General features: G+C 55.9%; 15 protein-coding genes and 1 other annotated feature (1 of these 16 running past the window's edge). All 15 genes read right to left on the minus strand.

What is annotated here, in order from left to right:
* Positions 1 to 27: 27 nt before the first annotated feature.
* Entirely contained in the window at positions 28 to 963 is a 936-nt protein-coding gene (locus KNP77_RS02115; protein ID WP_214888075.1) for an FUSC family protein, read from the minus strand.
* Positions 960 to 1,790, minus strand: a complete 831-nt coding sequence (locus KNP77_RS02120) for a DUF4097 family beta strand repeat-containing protein (RefSeq protein WP_071399572.1) — start codon at positions 1,788 to 1,790, stop codon at positions 960 to 962. Before KNP77_RS02120 ends, KNP77_RS02115 begins: the two co-directional genes overlap by 4 nt.
* Positions 1,791 to 1,894: 104 nt before the next feature.
* The gene (gene pyrE, locus KNP77_RS02125; protein WP_131456251.1) at positions 1,895 to 2,521 is read right to left on the minus strand and encodes an orotate phosphoribosyltransferase; all 627 of its coding nucleotides are present in this window, start codon (positions 2,519 to 2,521) and stop codon (positions 1,895 to 1,897) included.
* Entirely contained in the window at positions 2,505 to 3,209 is a 705-nt protein-coding gene (pyrF, locus tag KNP77_RS02130) for an orotidine-5'-phosphate decarboxylase (protein WP_131467784.1), read from the minus strand. Before pyrF ends, pyrE begins: the two co-directional genes overlap by 17 nt.
* Positions 3,184 to 4,110, minus strand: coding sequence for a dihydroorotate dehydrogenase (locus KNP77_RS02135; protein WP_071399570.1), 927 nt, complete (start codon positions 4,108 to 4,110; stop codon positions 3,184 to 3,186). Before KNP77_RS02135 ends, pyrF begins: the two co-directional genes overlap by 26 nt.
* The gene (locus KNP77_RS02140; RefSeq protein ID WP_214888078.1) at positions 4,107 to 4,826 is read right to left on the minus strand and encodes a dihydroorotate dehydrogenase electron transfer subunit; all 720 of its coding nucleotides are present in this window, start codon (positions 4,824 to 4,826) and stop codon (positions 4,107 to 4,109) included. The genes KNP77_RS02135 and KNP77_RS02140 overlap by 4 nt, the downstream gene beginning before the upstream one ends.
* A complete protein-coding gene (carB, locus tag KNP77_RS02145) occupies positions 4,823 to 8,026 on the minus strand; it encodes a carbamoyl-phosphate synthase large subunit (protein WP_214888103.1) in 3,204 nt (1,067 codons plus the stop codon). Before carB ends, KNP77_RS02140 begins: the two co-directional genes overlap by 4 nt.
* Before the next feature lies 1 nt (position 8,027).
* Positions 8,028 to 9,110 carry a carbamoyl phosphate synthase small subunit gene (locus KNP77_RS02150; protein WP_071399567.1) on the minus strand — a complete coding sequence of 361 codons (1,083 nt, stop codon included), beginning with the start codon at positions 9,108 to 9,110 and terminating at the stop codon, positions 8,028 to 8,030.
* Entirely contained in the window at positions 9,088 to 10,368 is a 1,281-nt protein-coding gene (locus KNP77_RS02155; protein ID WP_131465314.1) for a dihydroorotase, read from the minus strand. Before KNP77_RS02155 ends, KNP77_RS02150 begins: the two co-directional genes overlap by 23 nt.
* Positions 10,365 to 11,270 carry an aspartate carbamoyltransferase catalytic subunit gene (locus KNP77_RS02160; protein WP_131465316.1) on the minus strand — a complete coding sequence of 302 codons (906 nt, stop codon included), beginning with the start codon at positions 11,268 to 11,270 and terminating at the stop codon, positions 10,365 to 10,367. Before KNP77_RS02160 ends, KNP77_RS02155 begins: the two co-directional genes overlap by 4 nt.
* A gap of 130 nt (positions 11,271 to 11,400) precedes the next feature.
* Positions 11,401 to 12,702 carry a uracil-xanthine permease family protein gene (locus tag KNP77_RS02165; protein WP_214888105.1) on the minus strand — a complete coding sequence of 434 codons (1,302 nt, stop codon included), beginning with the start codon at positions 12,700 to 12,702 and terminating at the stop codon, positions 11,401 to 11,403.
* A gap of 49 nt (positions 12,703 to 12,751) precedes the next feature.
* Positions 12,752 to 13,285, minus strand: coding sequence for a bifunctional pyr operon transcriptional regulator/uracil phosphoribosyltransferase PyrR (gene pyrR / locus KNP77_RS02170; RefSeq protein ID WP_070327547.1), 534 nt, complete (start codon positions 13,283 to 13,285; stop codon positions 12,752 to 12,754).
* A gap of 192 nt (positions 13,286 to 13,477) precedes the next feature.
* Positions 13,478 to 14,389 carry an RluA family pseudouridine synthase gene (locus KNP77_RS02175; protein ID WP_070327548.1) on the minus strand — a complete coding sequence of 304 codons (912 nt, stop codon included), beginning with the start codon at positions 14,387 to 14,389 and terminating at the stop codon, positions 13,478 to 13,480.
* Positions 14,389 to 14,862 carry a signal peptidase II gene (gene lspA, locus KNP77_RS02180; RefSeq protein ID WP_070327549.1) on the minus strand — a complete coding sequence of 158 codons (474 nt, stop codon included), beginning with the start codon at positions 14,860 to 14,862 and terminating at the stop codon, positions 14,389 to 14,391. Before lspA ends, KNP77_RS02175 begins: the two co-directional genes overlap by 1 nt.
* Before the next feature lie 59 nt (positions 14,863 to 14,921).
* On the minus strand, positions 14,922 to 17,648 hold the full coding sequence (ileS, locus tag KNP77_RS02185; protein WP_214888108.1) for an isoleucine--tRNA ligase: 2,727 nt from the start codon (positions 17,646 to 17,648) through the stop codon (positions 14,922 to 14,924).
* A 49-nt stretch (positions 17,649 to 17,697) separates the two neighbouring features.
* Positions 17,698 to 17,712, minus strand: a binding site (T-box leader) (it continues 206 nt past the right edge of the window).

The following is a 17,712-nucleotide window of genomic DNA, read 5'->3' on the forward strand; positions in this document are numbered from 1 at the left end:
GGCCACGTCATGCGACGTGGCCTTTGTTCATTTCGGATTATGTTTGAACGCCTCGAGCTGTTCATGATAGTCGAGCAGATGTCCGTGTAAAATTTCAGAAACAGATAAGTCTTCATGCTTCAATTGGAAGAGCGAGTACGGTTTGTCACACGTGTAGAGAATGTCGTGATGGTGGGCGAGCAAGAATAAAAACTCGGACTCGAACGCGTGACGTTCGTCCTCGGTCATCATGAGTAACGCTTCCCGGTGCTCAGCGAGACTCTCGAGCAGCAAGACCAATTTATCCTCTAAATGAATCAATAACCGATATTGCTTGATCGTCAAATGCTTCAACTTAACCTTCGTCATTTGCATGTCCTCTTGCAACATCATATGGAGCTCTTGATGGCCGAGGATACGGGCGCGCGTCTCGAGCAGTTCTGCCGGGGAGCCGATCAGTTCGCGCCAATGATGGAACATATACGCCGACGTCTTCCGAATCTCGCCGAGCAGACGATCTTCATAACGCGGTGGCATGAACGCATAGTTGACGCCGAGCGAGACGAACACACCGACAGCCGTCAATAGCGAACGCGTCCACGCGTAGTGGAAAAAGTCGGTCGTCGGGTTTTCAAGCATAAGCACAATCGCGAACGCGGCATACGTCGACATATGCGTCTTATCGAACGTCGTGTTGAGCGTGAGCGCGACGATGACGGCAAGACCGATCGAAATCGGGTTCACCCCGAACGCATAGACGATCAACAAGCCGCACATGAGTCCGACGATCGTACCGAATATACGGCTAAAGACGATTTTCGACGACCGTTTGACGGTCGGTTGCATCGCGACGACGGCGGCGATGGCACCCATCCCCGAATAAATGCCGAAGACGTACCATGACAAGGCGATCGTGATGGCGACAGCGATCCCGGTCTTAAACGTTCGCAGTCCGACTTTAGGAATGTAGCGTTTGTTGATCATTTCAATTCGACCTTCCCTGTCTCAGAAATCAGTTCCACGTTCGGACGATTCGAGTTCGAAAGATGGTACACACCGTTGCTGATTTCTTTAAAGCGCTCAGCCGCCGCGATGTTTCCTGTTGTCGTGACCGTCACTTGTCCTGTCGCGTTTCGCGGCTCATACGTGAGCGCCCCGGCCTCTGTCTGGACGGTCAGCGCTTGGTTGACGACGACGTCACGGATTGTCGCGTCCCGATACGACCGGATGTCACCCGTGACGACACGAACCGTCTCAAACGTGGCATCGCTTCTCGTCTCGACTCGAAGCCGGTCGCTTTCAAGTTTCTTCAGATTGACCGCGTTGGCATCGAGAACGATGGTTTTCGCGACCAGGCCTTGTCCGGTCACTTGCTCAGCCGTCACTTCGATCGATGTCATCGAACTTGGCAACGCGACCCGGATTTTATAACGGGACGGCTCCGCGCTTGCCCGACTCCCGAACTGGCTCATCGGTCCATACCGTTCGACGACGGAAATCGTGTCCCCGACCGACTTCACTTTAATGCGACGTTCTTTCGAATTCGTCTGCAACACTTCGATCTGAACTTTTTCGTTCGTGCTCCGGATAAATTCAACATTCCCATGCGCCGTCTCAAGCCGAAGCTTTTTCATCTGATAACGGTCCTCATACTTGTCCCCTAGCGCCAATATGTGACTGAATACGAATAAATTCACGAAAAATAATAAAGGTAACACCGTGAGGACGAGACCGAATGCGATTTTGCGATGTTTAGGGATGTTTTGAAACCGTGCTTTCAATGACTGTCCTTTAATTCTAGAATACGCCATAGTTCTCTCCTTTTTCGACTGCTTTCCCTATTCTAACACGTTCAGTATCACATGTTGCCAAATGAAAAAGAATCCGCCCGGAGGTGGATTCTTCAAAAAATATTTTATGAAGAAACTTGCTCACTCCAACCATGCGGATTAGTTCGCCATTCCTCCAACGAAGTAGCTTCTTGTTTAGTGATCATCCGTTTTTTGACAGCGACTTTAATCAACTCGTTGATCGTCGTCAACGCCGAATAGTGCAGCTCATATTCGAGTGAATTGATTGCCAGAACTGGGAGGTTATAAGAGAAAATTGCTTGAATCTTGACGACCTCTCCGCCCGCCGCTTGAATTGCTCGCGCCGCCTCCATGCTCGATTTTCCAGTCGAGAGCAGGTCTTCGATGACGACGACGCGCGCTCCTTTGTCGAATCGACCTTCAATCTGGTTGCCTTTCCCATGTTTTTTCGCACCCGACCGGACGTAGATGAGTGGTAGACCGAGTCGGTCGGCTAAGAGCGTCGCATGGGGAATCCCGGCCGTCGCCGTTCCCGCGATGACGTCGGCGTCGAGCGGACGGACGGCGTCGACAAGTGCATCGATAATCTGTGAACGCACTTCTGGATAACTGAGCGTCAGTCGGTTATCACAATAAATCGGGCTTCTTAACCCGCTCGACCATGTGTACGGTTCATTCGGTGATAAGGTGACGGCTTCAATCGATAATAATGCCTCAGCGATTTGTCTCATACGTTTGGCTCCATTCCTTCATAAAGTATTCGTAAGCTGCGTTCGGATCGGCTGCCCGGGTGATCGGGCGCCCGACGACGATAGCTGATACACCGGCGTCAAAAGCGGCTTGCGGTGTCGCGACCCGGACTTGATCGTCTGTCGTTTCGTTGATTCGGATGCCGGGCGTCACCGTCAAAAACGGTGAACCGAGCGCTTGTCGAATCGCGCGGGCTTCGTGAACGGACGCGACGACCCCATCGAGTCCTGCCCGTTTGGCAAGTCCCGCTTGGCGCAAGACGGCCTGCTCGAGACTTCCGCCAATTCCGAGTTGTTCTGACAGCATCCGCTCGTCGGTCGATGTCAGTTGGGTCACCCCGATCAATGTGGTCGTGTCGTTCACATCACGCAACCCATCCAATGCGTAGCGCATCATCGTCTCACCGCCGAGCGTATGAACGTTCGTCATTTCGACGCCGAGCCGGCCGATTTGGCGGAGCGTCCGCCTTGCCGTCTCCGGGATGTCATGAACTTTGACGTCTAGAAAGACCGGGTAACCGCTCGCGACGAGTTCTTCGACGAACCGTCCACCTTCACGGTAGAAAAGTTCCATGCCGACTTTGACGGCCGGGCGTTGGTCAATTTTTTTCAAGAGTGAAAACGCTTCGTCACGTGTTTCGACATCAAGCGCGAGATACAACCTGTTCATACGCCTTCCCCCTAACGTCTAAAATATGATCGATGCCGAGTTCATCGAGCCGGCCTGGCAACGCCTCGATGATTTCCTGGCATACGTATGGGTTTTCAAAATTGGCAGTCCCGACCGCGACCGCCGATGCACCCGCATAGATAAATTCGAGCACGTCGTCGACCGTCCGCACACCGCCCATGCCGATAATCGGGATATTGACCGCTTGGGCGACTTCGTACACCATCCGGATGGCGACCGGCTTGATGGCCGGACCGGATAATCCGCCGATTCGGTTCGCTAAGATCGGTTGACCGGTCGCAATGTCAATCCTCATGCCGACGAGCGTATTGATCATCGTGATGCCGTCGGCGCCGGCCGCTTCGACCGCACGTGCCATCTCCGTGATTGACGTGACGTTCGGGGATAGTTTGACGTATACCGGTTTCGTCGACGCCGCCTTGACGAGGCGCGTCAGTTCGGCCGCCATCAAAGGATCGGTCCCGAACTGCATGCCGCCACACTTCACGTTCGGGCACGAGATGTTCAGTTCGAGTGCTTTCACGCACGGGTCGGCACTCATTTTCCGCGCGACGTGGATGTATTCTTCTGGGGTCGAACCCGCCACGTTGGCAATAATTTCAGTGTCAAACTTGGCGAGGAATGCCAACTTGTCTTCAACAATCGCGTCGACACCCGGATTTTGTAATCCGATCGCATTCAACATTCCTTGCGCCGTCTCGGCGACACGCGGTGTCTCGTTCCCGAACCGCGCCTCCCCGGTCGCCGCTTTGATCATGATGCCCCCGAGGATCGACAAGTCGTACAGCTTGGCGAACTCTTCGCCGAATCCAAAACAACCGGACGCCGGCATGATCGGATTTTTTAACGATAAGCCGGGTAGTTCGATGTGTAATCTCATAACGTCACCTCTTCTGCCCGAAATACCGGTCCGTCACTGCACACTTTCACGTAACCGTCCGGCGCTTTGCACACACAGGCGAAGCACGCCCCGATGCCGCAACCCATCCGGTTCTCGATCGAGATGTAGCGTTCATTAATATGCGACGCGGCGACCGCTTTTAACATCGGCTCCGGACCACAGCTGAACAAGACGTCGGCGTCGATTCTAGCGAGCGGCCCGGTCACGAACCCCGCCTCTCCATACGTTCCGTCGACCGTCGTGATGATCGTCTCGCCGAGTTCGCGGAACTCGTCTTCATAAAATACACTCGCTTCTGAATCAAACCCGAGAATCGCCACCGTTTCGATTCCGCGCGCGGCGAGCATCCGGCGCGTGTAATAGAGTGGCGGCACCCCGATCCCCCCGCCGACGAGAACGACGCGCTTGCCGTCTTTTGCGAGCGGGAACCCGTTACCGAGCGGACCGAGGACGTCAAGTTCGTCCCCGGCTCGTCTCGTCGCGAGTTCAGCCGTCCCGGTCCCGACCACTTTGTACAGAAACGTGACGACGTCTGCTTCGACGTTTGCGACCGACAGTGGCCGGCGCAACAGTTCGGACGTCTTCACATGGAAAAACGTCCCCGGTGCGATTGTTCCATCACCGATTCGCACTTTCATTTCCATTGTCGCTTTCGCGATCTCCAAGTTCGATAAGATGGTCGCCCGTTGTCTCATACAGTCACCCCGAATTCGGTGAACGCCGGCAGGCTCGTCGTCTGGAACGATAGGCTCTCGATGACTTGCAAGAGCGCCTTCACCGTGTCGAGCGACGTCAAGCAGAGCACACCTTGCTCGGCCGCGGCCCGGCGGATAATGAATCCGTCTTTTGTCGCTAAGGCGTCGCGTGTCGTCGTATTCAAGACGATGTCGACATCGCCCCGCTCGATGACGCTCAGCATCGTCTCACCCGCTTCATGGATCTTCCCGACTTGTCGGACCGGCAACTTGGCTGCCGTAAGTGCCGTCGCCGTGCCTGACGTCGCCATCAGGCGGAAGCCGAGCCGGTTGAAGCGACGGGCGATGTCGAGCGCTTCATCTTTGTCTTGATCGGCGACCGTCAACAAGACGTTTCCTTTCAAGGCGATCGTCATCCCGGCAGCGACGAGTCCTTTATAGAGTGCTTTTTCAAGCGTTCGGTCCGTCGCCATGACTTCACCCGTCGATTTCATCTCTGGCCCGAGTGACGGGTCGACTTCTTTTAGTTTCGCGAAACTGAACACCGGTACTTTGACCGAGATGGCGTCAGATTCTGGGTGCAAGCCCGTTCCGAGTCCGAGCTGCTTCAACGTCGTCCCGAGAATCGTCTGCGTCGCGATGCGTGCGACCGGAAGTCCCGTCACTTTCGAGATGAACGGCACCGTCCGGCTCGCCCGTGGGTTGACTTCGATGACGTACAAGTCGTCCGCATAGACGAACTGAATGTTGAGCAACCCTTTGATGCGGAACGCTTTGGCGAGTTTGATCGTGTAATCGACGACTTTTTGTTTTAACGCCTCGCTCAGCCGTTGCGGCGGATAGACGGCGATCGAATCGCCAGAGTGGACCCCGGCCCGTTCGATATGTTCCATGATGCCCGGGATGTAGACGTCCGTCCCGTCGCAGATGGCGTCGACTTCGATCTCGATCCCGGTCAAGTAGCGGTCGATGAGGACGGGACGATCTTTCGAGGCGACGACGGCGTGGCGCATATACCGCTCGAGCTCCGAACGCTCATAGACGATCTCCATCGCCCGGCCGCCGAGGACGTACGACGGGCGGACGAGTACGGGATAGCCGAGCATGTCAGCACAAGCGACCGCTTCCTCGACCGTGACCGCGGTCTTGCCCGGTGGTTGGGCGAGCCGTTCTTTCGTGAGCGTCGCCTCGAACGCTTTCCGGTTTTCGGCCCGGTCGATGTCTTCAAGTGACGTCCCGAGAATTTGGACGCCGTTCGCTTCGAGCGAGGCGGCCAAATTGATTGCCGTCTGCCCGCCGAACTGGACGATGACCCCGAGCGGTCGTTCATTGCGAACGACTTCTAATACGTCTTCTGTCGTGAGCGGTTCAAAGTAGAGACGGTCTGAGATCGAGAAGTCGGTCGATACCGTCTCCGGGTTGTTGTTGACGATGATTGCCTCATATCCGGCGTCACGGATCGTTTGGATCGAATGGACGGTCGCATAGTCGAACTCGACGCCTTGACCGATCCGGATCGGGCCTGAACCGAGTACGAGGATGGACGGTTTATCCGTTTTCACCGCTTCGTTCTCGACTTCGTACGTCCCGTAAAAGTACGGCGTCTCCGAGGCGAATTCGGCGGCACACGTGTCGACCATCTTATACACTGGCCGAACGTTCCACTCATCGCGTAACGACGCGATCGTCTCGACGGCTTGGTCCGTGATGCGGGCGATCATGCGATCACTGAACCCACGTTGCTTCACATCGCGCAACCGTTCCTCTGTCAACGGCTCGTCGCGCAACGCTTCTTCCTCACGCCAAATCCGATCGAGTTTTGATAAGAAGAACCGGTCGATTTTCGTCAAGCCGTGAAGCTGTTCTGTCGAGTAGCCGCGGCGAAGCGCCTCGTACAGCATCCACAACCGTTCGTCGGTCGGTGTCGTCAGTTCTCGTTCCAGTTGTTCAGCCGTCAATTCGGAAAGGCGTGGTACGTACAAGTCTTCAGTACCGAGTTCGAGCGAACGGACGGCTTTCAATAGCGCTTCTTCTAAATTTCGACCGATGGCCATGACTTCGCCCGTCGCTTTCATTTGTGTGCCGAGACGACGGTCCGCGGTCTCGAACTTGTCGAACGGGAAGCGCGGGATTTTAGCGACGACGTAGTCGAGCGCCGGCTCGAACGAGGCGTAACTCGTCTCCGTCACCGGATTTTTTAGTTCCGACAACTTGTAGCCGACCGCGACTTTCGCGGCGAGCTTGGCGATCGGGTATCCCGTCGCTTTTGAGGCGAGAGCCGAACTCCGCGAGACGCGTGGATTGACCTCGATCACGTAGTACGTGAAGCTGTCGGGGTCGAGCGCGAACTGGATGTTACATCCGCCTTCGATGCCGAGCGCCCGGATGATGTCGAGCGAGACGCTGCGGAGCATTTGATAATCACGGTCAGACAACGTCTGGGTCGGGGCGAACACGATCGAGTCACCGGTATGGACACCGACCGGATCGAAGTTTTCCATGGCGCAGACGATGATGGCCTGGTCGCTCGAGTCGCGCATCACTTCATATTCGACTTCTTTCATGCCGGCAATCGACTCTTCAAGCAGCACTTGCGTCACCGGACTCGCCTTGAGTCCCGATTCGACGATCTGCTCGAACTGTTCCCGGTCGTGGGCGATTCCCCCACCGGTCCCGCCGAGCGTATAAGCCGGACGAATAATAATCGGATAGCCGATCCGGTCAGCGAAGCTCCAGGCGGCGTCGAGTGAATGGACGATATCGCTGTCTGGGACGCCGTGACCGAGCTTGTACATGAGATCGCGGAACTGTTCCCGGTCTTCTGCCTGCTCAATCGCCGACAGTTTCGTTCCGAGCAGTTCGACGCCGCAGTCGCGGAGCACGCCGCGCTTATCGAGCTCGACCGCCAAGTTCAGTCCGGTCTGGCCCCCGAGTGTCGCGAGAAGCGCGTCCGGACGTTCTTGACGGATGATCCGCTCCACGAACTCCGGTTCGAGTGGTTCGATATAGACGCGGTCCGCCGTCGATGGGTCAGTCATAATCGTCGCCGGGTTCGAGTTGACGAGGATGACTTCGTAGCCCTCTTCTTTTAAGGCAAGACACGCCTGGGTACCAGCATAGTCAAATTCTGCCGCTTGTCCGATGACGATCGGGCCGGATCCGATCACAAGGATTTTCTGAATATCTGGTCGTTTTGGCATGTCACATTCCTACTTTCTGTCTGTTTTCGTTGACGAGTGTCATAAAGCGGTCGAATAGGTCGTTGGCGTCATATGGTCCTGGCGCCGCTTCCGGATGATATTGCACCGAGAACGTCGGATGATGTAAATGTTTGATGCCTTCGATCGTCCCGTCGTTGACGGCGCGATGCGTCACGATGAGCGGCGTCTCAAGGAGCGACGTCTCGTCGACGGCGTAGCCGTGGTTTTGTGACGTGATCGTCACAGCACCGGTCTCAAGCTCGAGGACAGGATGATTGGCACCACGATGCCCGAACGGAAGCTTGAACGTGTTGGCACCGCTCGCGAGCGCAATCAACTGATGGCCGAGACAGATCCCGAACATCGGAAGTTTTGGCATGAGTGCTTCGATCAGCGGGAGCGCCGTCGGTACGTCTTTCGGGTCGCCTGGTCCGTTCGAGAGCATGACCCCGTCCGGCTCATAGCGCATCACTTCTTCAGCCGTCACGTCGTGCGGCAAGACGACGACTTCACAGTCGCGCTTCAACAATTCGCGCATGATCCCGAGTTTGGCCCCGAAATCGATGAGGGCGATCCGGCGGCCGCTCCCGGTGCTGACGTAAGCCCGTTTCGTCGAGACACGTGCCACTTGATCGGTCGGGAAGCTCGCTTCAAAGCGCATCGAAACGTCTGCCCACGTCGACTCACCGTCGATCAACACGCCGCGCATGACGCCGCGTGAACGAAGGTGACGCGTCAACATGCGCGTATCGACACCTTCTAGACCTGGTATCCCGAAGCGTTCGAGCGTCTCCGGCAACGTCGCCGTTGAGCGGAAGTTCGACGGCAAGTCACACGCTTCTTTGACGATGAGCGCTTTTGCCATCGGGACGGTCGTCTCAAAGTCTTCACGGTTGACGCCATAATTCCCGATGAGTGGATTCGTCAACACGATGAGCTGGTCACAATAAGACGGGTCCGATAAAATCTCTTGGTAGCCGGTCATTCCCGTTTGAAAGACGACTTCCCCGATCGTCTCGGCGTTCGCGCCGAACGCCTTGCCTACAAATGCTGTCCCGTCTTCAAGCCATAATGTTCGTTTCATCGAATCTCCCCTTATATACGATTTCTCCGGCCACGATCGTCACGACCGGCCAACCTGTGAGTCTTTTCCCAGCGAACGGTGTATTCTTCCCTTTTGACGCGAACGTCGCCGGGTCGACCGGACGCACCGTCTCCGTATCGATCAGCGCGAGGTCCGCCGCCCGGCCGACCTCAATCACGCCGTAAGGCAGACCGAACACCTCGCTCGGTCGTCTCGTCATCCAGTCGATGAGCGCCGCCTCTTCCATTTGTCCCGTCTTGACGAACGTCGTGTAAAGGAGCGGGAACGCCGTCTCGAATCCGGTGATACCGAACGGGGCGCGCTCCATCCCTTGTGCTTTCTCTTCAGCCGTGTGCGGGGCGTGATCGGTCGCAATCAAATCGATCGTCCCGTCGAACAGCCCTTCGAGCAACGCCGCGCGGTCGTCTTGGCTCCGCAGCGGCGGATTCATCTTGAAGTTCGGATCTAACCCCGGGATGTCGTCTTCCGATAAGACGAGGTGGTGCGGTGTCACTTCCGCCGTGACGTGGATCCCGGCCCGTTTGGCGTCACGGATGACGCGGACCGATTGACGTGACGACACGTGACAGACGTGGTAGTGGCAGCCTGTCTCTTCGGCGATCAACACGTCACGGGCGATATGGATGCTCTCGGCGAGACTCGGAATGCCTTGGATGCCGTGCGTCTCACTAAACTTCCCTTCATGGACCGAACCGGCCTTGAGCGTATTGTCTTCGCAATGGGCCACGACCGCTTTCCCAAGCCGTTTCGCTTCCCGCATCGCTTGACGCATCATCGCCGCCGACTGGACGCCGACCCCGTCGTCTGTGAACGCGAACGCGTCCGCAAGTGACGGCATATCGACTTGTTCGACACCGAGCTGCCGTTTCGTGATCGCCGCATACGGGAGCACGCGGACGCTGGCGTCCCGCTCGATCCGAGCGAGCAAGTCATCGAGCGTCGCCCGGTCGTCCGGGACCGGCCGTGTGTTCGGCATCGCGCAAATCGTCGTGAACCCTCCGGCCGCAGCCGCAGCCGTCCCGGTCTTGATCGTCTCTTTCGCCTCGCCACCCGGCTCGCGCAAATGGACGTGGACGTCGACGAGACCTGGGATCAACAGCTTCCCGTTTGCGTCAATCACTTCGTGTCCTTCGGTCGTCCCGTCGTAATCGACCGAACGGATCGTGCCGCCCTCAATCAACAGATTGCTCGTCCGTTTCGTCTTCCCGTCATACCACGTTGCGTGTTGAATAATCATTGTTGTCCCCCTAATGCTCGATTTAAGATGGCCATCCGTGCGTAAACGCCGTTCTTCATCTGCGGAAAGATGCGCGATGACGGATGTTCGATCAAACTGCCGGCGATCTCGACGTCCCGGTTGACCGGAGCCGGATGCATGATGATGGCGCCTTGTTTCATCCGCTCGACCCGCTCGACCGTCAAGCCGTAGCGCGCATGATAGTCTTCTTTAGAAAAGATGTCACCCATAATGTGGCGCTCGTGCTGAACGCGGAGCAACATGACGACGTCGCAGTCCGGTAAGATGTCGTCAAGGTCGCGGTGCGAAAGCCCCATCGAACCATCCCACCACGATTCCGGGCTACAACCGACGACATTCGCCCCGAGCCGTTTCAACACGCCTGCGTTCGAGCGGGCGACCCGGCTATGGACGAGATCGCCGCAGATGGCGATATTCAAGCCTTCGAACGTCTTGAACTCTTCATAAATCGTGACGAGGTCGAGCAGCGACTGTGACGGGTGTTCCCCGCTCCCGTCCCCGCCGTTTAATACTGGGATCGTCAGCTTCTCGACGAGCTCATGGTAGTATCCCGCTTCAGGATGGCGGATGACGAGCGCGTCGACCCCGATCGCTTCAAGCGTCTTGCACGTGTCGTATAACGTCTCGCCTTTCGTCACCGATGACGTCGCCACGTCGAACGGGATCTCTTGGATGTTCAAGTGCCGCTCGGCCATTTGAAACGAGTTTTTCGTCCGCGTCGAATTTTCGAAGAACAAGTTCGCGACCGTCTTCCCGTCAAACAGCGGCGGCATGTCCCCTTGTTTGTAGCGGAGCGACTCTTCGATCATCCCCATGATCTCTTCGAGGGTGAGCGTTTCTAAGCTGACAAAATGGTTCGGTTGTTGTTTGATCAAATTCATGTTCGTCTCCTCCTTTTGTTTGGAGGCAAAGAGAAAAGGCGTCTCTTCACCTACGTGAAGGGACGCCTTCATTTGGGTAGACTGCACCCAAATAAACGAGCCTTCACTTTGCCGACCTCACGGGATCGAATTAAAAGTTACTTGCCTGTTTCGTTTCTTCAGTTGTATCGACCGAAGCCGGTTCGACTTCTTCTTTCGGCAACACCGCGTTCAAAAGAATACCGACGACCGTCGCGAGCGCCATCCCTTGGACCGGGAAGCTGCCGAGTTGGACCATCGCCCCGCCGAGGCCGACGACGAGAATGACCGAGGCGATGATGAGGTTGCGTTTCTCGGCGAGGTCGACGTTGCTGTCGACCATCGTCCGCAGTCCGTTCGAGGCGATGACACCGAACAAGAGGATCGAGATACCGCCTTTGACCGGATTCGGGATTGTCGAGATGAACGCCTCGACGTGACCGAGGAAGCCGAAACTGATGGCCATGAGCGCTGCTCCCGCGATGACGTAGACGCTGTACACTCTCGTGATCGCCATGACCCCGTTGTTTTCACCGTACGTCGTACACGGCGGTCCACCGAGCGCTGAGGCGACGGCTTTGCCGACGCCGTCGCCGAGGAGCGTCCGGTGCAGGCCTGGATCTTTCATCGTCTCGCGTCCGATGATTTTCGACGTGACCATTTGGTCGCCGATGTGCTCCGTCATCGTGACGAGCGCGACCGGGACGATGGCGAGGAGTGCCCCGACTTGCCACATCGGCATGTAGTCGACGAACACCATCGTGAAGTCAGGCAGTTGGAACAGGCTCGCTTGACCGATGGCCGAGTAGTCGATGATGCCGAACATGGCGGCGATGGCGTATCCGCCGACGATGCCGAACAAGATTGGAACCGCGCCCCATACTCCTTTTAACTTTGTCATCGCGAGGATCGTGATGCCGAGCGTGAGCAGGGCGACCGTGATGAACGTGCCGTTATACGCTCCGTCGCGGTTCATCGACATGTCGATGGCGACCGGTGCGAGCGATAAGCCGATGACCATGATGACCGGACCGACGACGACCGGCGGCAACAGTCGTAACAACCAACCGACGCCCGTCTTAAAGATGATGAGCGACACGACACCGTAGACCGAACCGGCGATAATACCGCCGAACAGTGCGGCTTCGACGCCCCATTGCTGGCTGACCGCGATGATCGGTGCGATGTAGGCAAAACTTGACCCGAGATACGTCGGGACTTTGAATTGGGTGATGACTAGGAATGAGAGCGTGGCCACACCGGAAGCGACGAGGGCGACGGACGTGTTCAGTCCGGTCAAAATCGGGACTAAGATCGTCGCTCCGAACATGGCGAAGACGTGTTGCAAGCTGAAGAGCAGCCATTGCGGCAAGTGAGCGGGACGCTCGTGGATGTTGAGGATGGGGGGTTTCATAAATAGTTCTCCTTCCTGGCCTCTCTGGACCACCTTAAAGGTTTTGGATTTATTGCTGTTGGATGTACACTTCGTCTGTCGTGTCGACTTCACTGAGTCGGACCACGACTTGTTCTGTTTTCGATGTCGGGACGTTTTTCCCGACAAAGTCCGGGCGAATCGGCAACTCGCGGTGCCCCCGGTCGATCAAGACGGCGAGTTGGATGTAATCGGGCCGACCGTGGTCGACGAGTGCGTCCATGGCGGCTCGGACCGTCCGTCCCGTGTACAAGACATCATCGACGAGGACGACCGTCTTGCCATTGATATCGTGCGGGAGTTCGGTTGCTTTCACTTCTGGGTCGAGCGACTTCTTCGATAGGTCGTCCCGGTAGAGCGTGATGTCTAAGTTACCGAGCGCGATCGGTTTTCCTTCGATTTCTTCGATGCGATGGGCGAGTCGGTCGCCGAGCGTCTCACCGCGCGTTTTGATCCCGACGAGGACGACGTTGTCCGTTCCTTTGTTGCGTTCAATGATCTCATGGGCGATTCGCGTCAAGGCGCGTCGGATCGCGGCTTCGTCTAGTATGGTCGAGCGTTTCATATGATTCCTCCTCTCGTAATCTATAAAAAAAGAAGACTTCCTCATCCGGCTGGAAAGGAAGTCTTCACGAAGGCAAACGAGTGCCGTATATGATAGACGGTTGTGGCCGCGGCCACGATCCTTTCACAGCCTCTCTGGACTGGGTTTAAAGGTGTTATGCTTTCTAGACTATAAAGCTGAATCGGTTGAAAGTCAACGTGTTTTCTCGATTTTGTCCAATTTTGCGAGCTCTGCCTCGAAGTCGGTCGGGAGTGCCGCCTCGAACTCGAGCCATTCGTTCGTCCGCGGATGATGGAAGCCGAGCGTGGCTGCATGGAGCGCTTGCCCGTTCAAATCGATTGTCCGACGCGGTCCGTATTTCGGGTCTCCGGCAAGCGGATGGCCGATATAGCGCATATGGACACGGATTTGATGCGTCCGTCCTGTCTCGAGCTTGCACTCGACGAGCGTGAAGTCTTTATAGCGCTCGAGCAGACGGAAGTGTGTTACCGCTTCTTTCGCATTCTTGTCTGTCACCGTCATGCGCTGACGATCGTTCGTGTCGCGCCCGATCGGCGCCTCGATCGATCCGAGCTCATGGACGAGCTCGCCGTGGACGAGTGCGACGTATTCGCGTTTGATCGTTCTGTCTTTCAACTGTTGCGCGAGTGACTCGTGCGCCATATCGTTTTTCGCGACCATGAGCAGTCCCGTCGTATCTTTATCGATACGATGGACGATACCCGGACGCTTCACCCCATTGATGCCTGAGAGGTCGTCACAGTGATATAACAGCGCGTTGACGAGCGTTCCAGACGTATGACCAGCCGCAGGGTGCACGACCATGCCACGTGCTTTGTTGACGACGATGACATCCTCGTCCTCGAACACGACGTCGAGCGGAATATCTTCGGGGAGGACTTGGAGTTCGACGGCTTCTGGCACCGTCACGACGACTTCGTCCCCTTCTTGCAGTTTATAGTTCGGCTTCACGAGTTGACCGTTGACGAGCAGATCCCCTGCCTTGATCCAGTCTTGGATTTGCGAACGTGACCAGTCACTTCGTTCGCTCATCCATTTATCGATCCGTGCCTTTTCTTCGGCGACAAATGTGTAAGTTTCCATTACGATTGTCCCCTTTCTTTGTTTAATTTTTCTTCGAACAAGACGCCGATGATCATAAAGATGACCCCGAACGTGAGTGCCATATCGGCGACGTTAAAGATTGGGAAGTTGTAGCCAAACGGGTACGTGTCGACGAAGTCGACGACCTCGCCCCGGAACAGACGATCGATAAAGTTGCCGATCGCTCCGGCGAGCAGTAAGCCGACACTGTAGCCGAGCAGTTTGAACCCGTTCACTTCTTTATGCAAGAAGTAGATCAGACCGACGACAACGACGGCGGTGACGACGAAGAAGAACACCATCTGTCCTTCGAGCATGCCCCAGGCCGCGCCTCTGTTGCGGTACGATGTCAAATAGAGCCATCCCGGGATCAATTCGATCGATTGACCGATCGTCATCGTCTGGACGACGATCCATTTCGTCACTTGGTCGAGCAAAATGAGAACGACTGCTAATCCGTAATAACGTTTCATCAAATTCTCCTTTCAAGTCATAAGAAACCGGAGTGGACTGTGCGCCACTCCGGTCCGGCTCATGCGATGACTTCTGTACAGCGCGGGCAAAGTTCTGGATGATCTGCGTTCTGACCAAGTTCGGTCGAATACGTCCAACAGCGGGCACAAGCGGCACCGTCTGCTTTCGCGACGCTGATCTTCGCCGTCGCGTAGTCGACGTCGGCCGTATCGACGTAGTCGAGTTGTGACACTTGCAGGAGTTGACGAACGTTATCGATCGTATCGAGCAGCGCTTTCGTCTCACCCTTCGGTGCGACTTGAAGTTTTGCTTCGAGCGGTTTCCCGATCAACTTCTCGCCGCGGGCGATCTCGATCGCTTTCAAGACGTCGTCGCGGAACGTGAGGAATTTCGACCATTTCGCGAGTAATTCCGTCTCTGCTTCCGTGAGCGGCGCCACTTCTTCAAGGTCCGACAAGAAGACGCTATCCGCCATCTTGGCCGGGATTTCTTGCCAGACTTCGTCCGCCGTATGCGGGAGGACCGGGGCAAGTAGCTTCGTCAACGTGATGACTGCATCATACATGACCGTCTGAACGGCACGACGACGCGCATCGTTTTCACGTTCGATGTAGAGGATGTCTTTCGTGAAGTCGAGATAGAACGACGACAACTCGTTGACACAGAAGTTGTGGCTCATGTGGTAAACAGCCATAAAGTCGAACGTATCGTACGCTTTGACGACTTTCGTCTGAAGTTGTTTCAGCTTCGTCGCCATGAAGCGGTCGGCTTCCGGCATATCTTCGAACGCGACGCGCATCGACGGATCGAACCCGTTCAAGTTACCGAGCAAGAAGCGTAACGTGTTACGGATCTTCCGGTATACTTCTGACACTTGTTTAAAGTTGTCATGCGAGGCGCGGACGTCTGACTGATAGTCCACAGACGCGACCCAAAGACGTACGATTTCAGCACCGTACTGTTTCACGAGGTCGTTCGGTGCAATCGTGTTGCCGAGCGATTTCGACATCTTCCGGCCGTCGCCGTCAAGGACGAAGCCGTGACTGAGGACGTTGCGATACGGTGCTTTGCCGGTCGTCGCGACTGCAGTCGACAGTGACGAGTTGAACCAACCACGGTATTGGTCCGAACCTTCTAGGTACAGGTCGGCCGGACGGCGCAAGTTGTCGCGCTGTTCGAGCACGCCTGCGTGTGACGAACCTGAATCGAACCAGACGTCCATGATGTCGACTTCTTTACGGAACTCGCCGTTTGGACTGTTCGGATGTGTGAAGCCGGATGGCAACAAGTCTTTCGCCTCGCGCTCGTACCAGACGTTTGATCCGTGCTCATGGAACAAGTTGGCGATATGGTCGATCGTTTCGTTCGTGATGATTTCCGTTCCGTCTTCTGCGTAGAAAATCGGGATCGGCACACCCCATGCCCGCTGACGGCTGATGACCCAGTCGCCACGGTCACGGACCATGTTGAACAGGCGCGTCATGCCCCATTCCGGTACCCAGTTTACTTCTTCGATTTCACGCAACATGTCGCTGCGGAAGTCTTTGATCGAAGCGAACCATTGCGGTGTCGCCCGGAAGATGACCGGCTTTTTCGTACGCCAGTCGTGCGGGTACGAGTGCTTGATGAATTTGAGCTTCAACAAGTTGCCATTTGCTTCGAGCTTCATGCCGATCTCTTTGTTCGCATCTTCATAGAACAGTCCTTCAAAGCCTGGTGCTTCGTCCGTCATATACCCACGGTCGTCGACCGGGCACAACACGTCAAGTCCGTACGCTTGGCCGACACGGTAGTCGTCTTCCCCGTGGCCAGGTGCGATATGGACGCAGCCTGTCGCTTCAGCCGTGACGTGGTCGCCAAGGATGAGGAGTGACGTCCGGTCGTAAAGCGGGTGCTGTACCGTCATGTGTTCGAACTCGCGTCCGTTCCAAGACCCGCTCACTGAGTACTCATCCCAGCCGAGTGCTGTCGTCACTTCTTCGACGAGCGTCTCGGCAACGATATACCCTTTGCCATCGTGTTCGATCCGTGTGTATGTCAGCTCATCGCTGACAGCGATCCCGAGGTTGGCCGGAATCGTCCACGGTGTCGTCGTCCAGATGACGAAATGGTCGGTCGTCCCGAGGACGCCTTTGCCATCGACGACTTGGAACGCCACATAGATGGCTGGTGATTTTTTGTCATAGTACTCGATTTCCGCCTCAGCGAGTGCCGATTCAGAAGACGGTGACCAATAGACCGGTTTTTTCCCTTTATAGATGTATCCTTTTTCAGCCATCGTGCCGAACAGGCGGATTTGCGCCGCTTCATATTCAGGCTGGAGCGTGATGTATGGATTGTCAAAGTCAGCGAGCAGTCCGAGACGCTTGAACTGTTCACGTTGTGAGTTCACTTGCTCCATCGCGTAAGCGGCACATTTTTCGCGGAACTCGGCGACAGTCATCTCTTTACGGTTGACGCCTGCTTTTTGAAGCGCGTTCTCGATCGGAAGACCGTGTGTGTCCCAACCTGGGATCATCGGTGATTGATAGCCGTTCAACGACTTGAAACGGACGATGATGTCTTTTAACACTTTGTTGAGTGCATGGCCCATATGGATGTCACCGTTGGCGTACGGAGGTCCGTCATGTAGAATGTATTGCGGCTTTCCTGCATTCTTCTCTTGGACGCGGTTGTACAAGTCCATCTGCTCCCAAGCCTCGTGCATTGCTGGCTCGCGCTTCGGCAAATTTCCACGCATCGCGAATTCTGTATCAGGCATCAATAATGTGTCTTTGTAGTTCATTGAAACTCCTCCTGCATCTTTTTTGAAAAACAAAAAAAACCCGCCCCTAAATAGGGACGAGTTC

This window comes from Exiguobacterium sp. s142, assembly GCF_018618455.1.
GTDB classification, from domain to species: Bacteria; Bacillota; Bacilli; order Exiguobacteriales; family Exiguobacteriaceae; genus Exiguobacterium; species Exiguobacterium aurantiacum_A.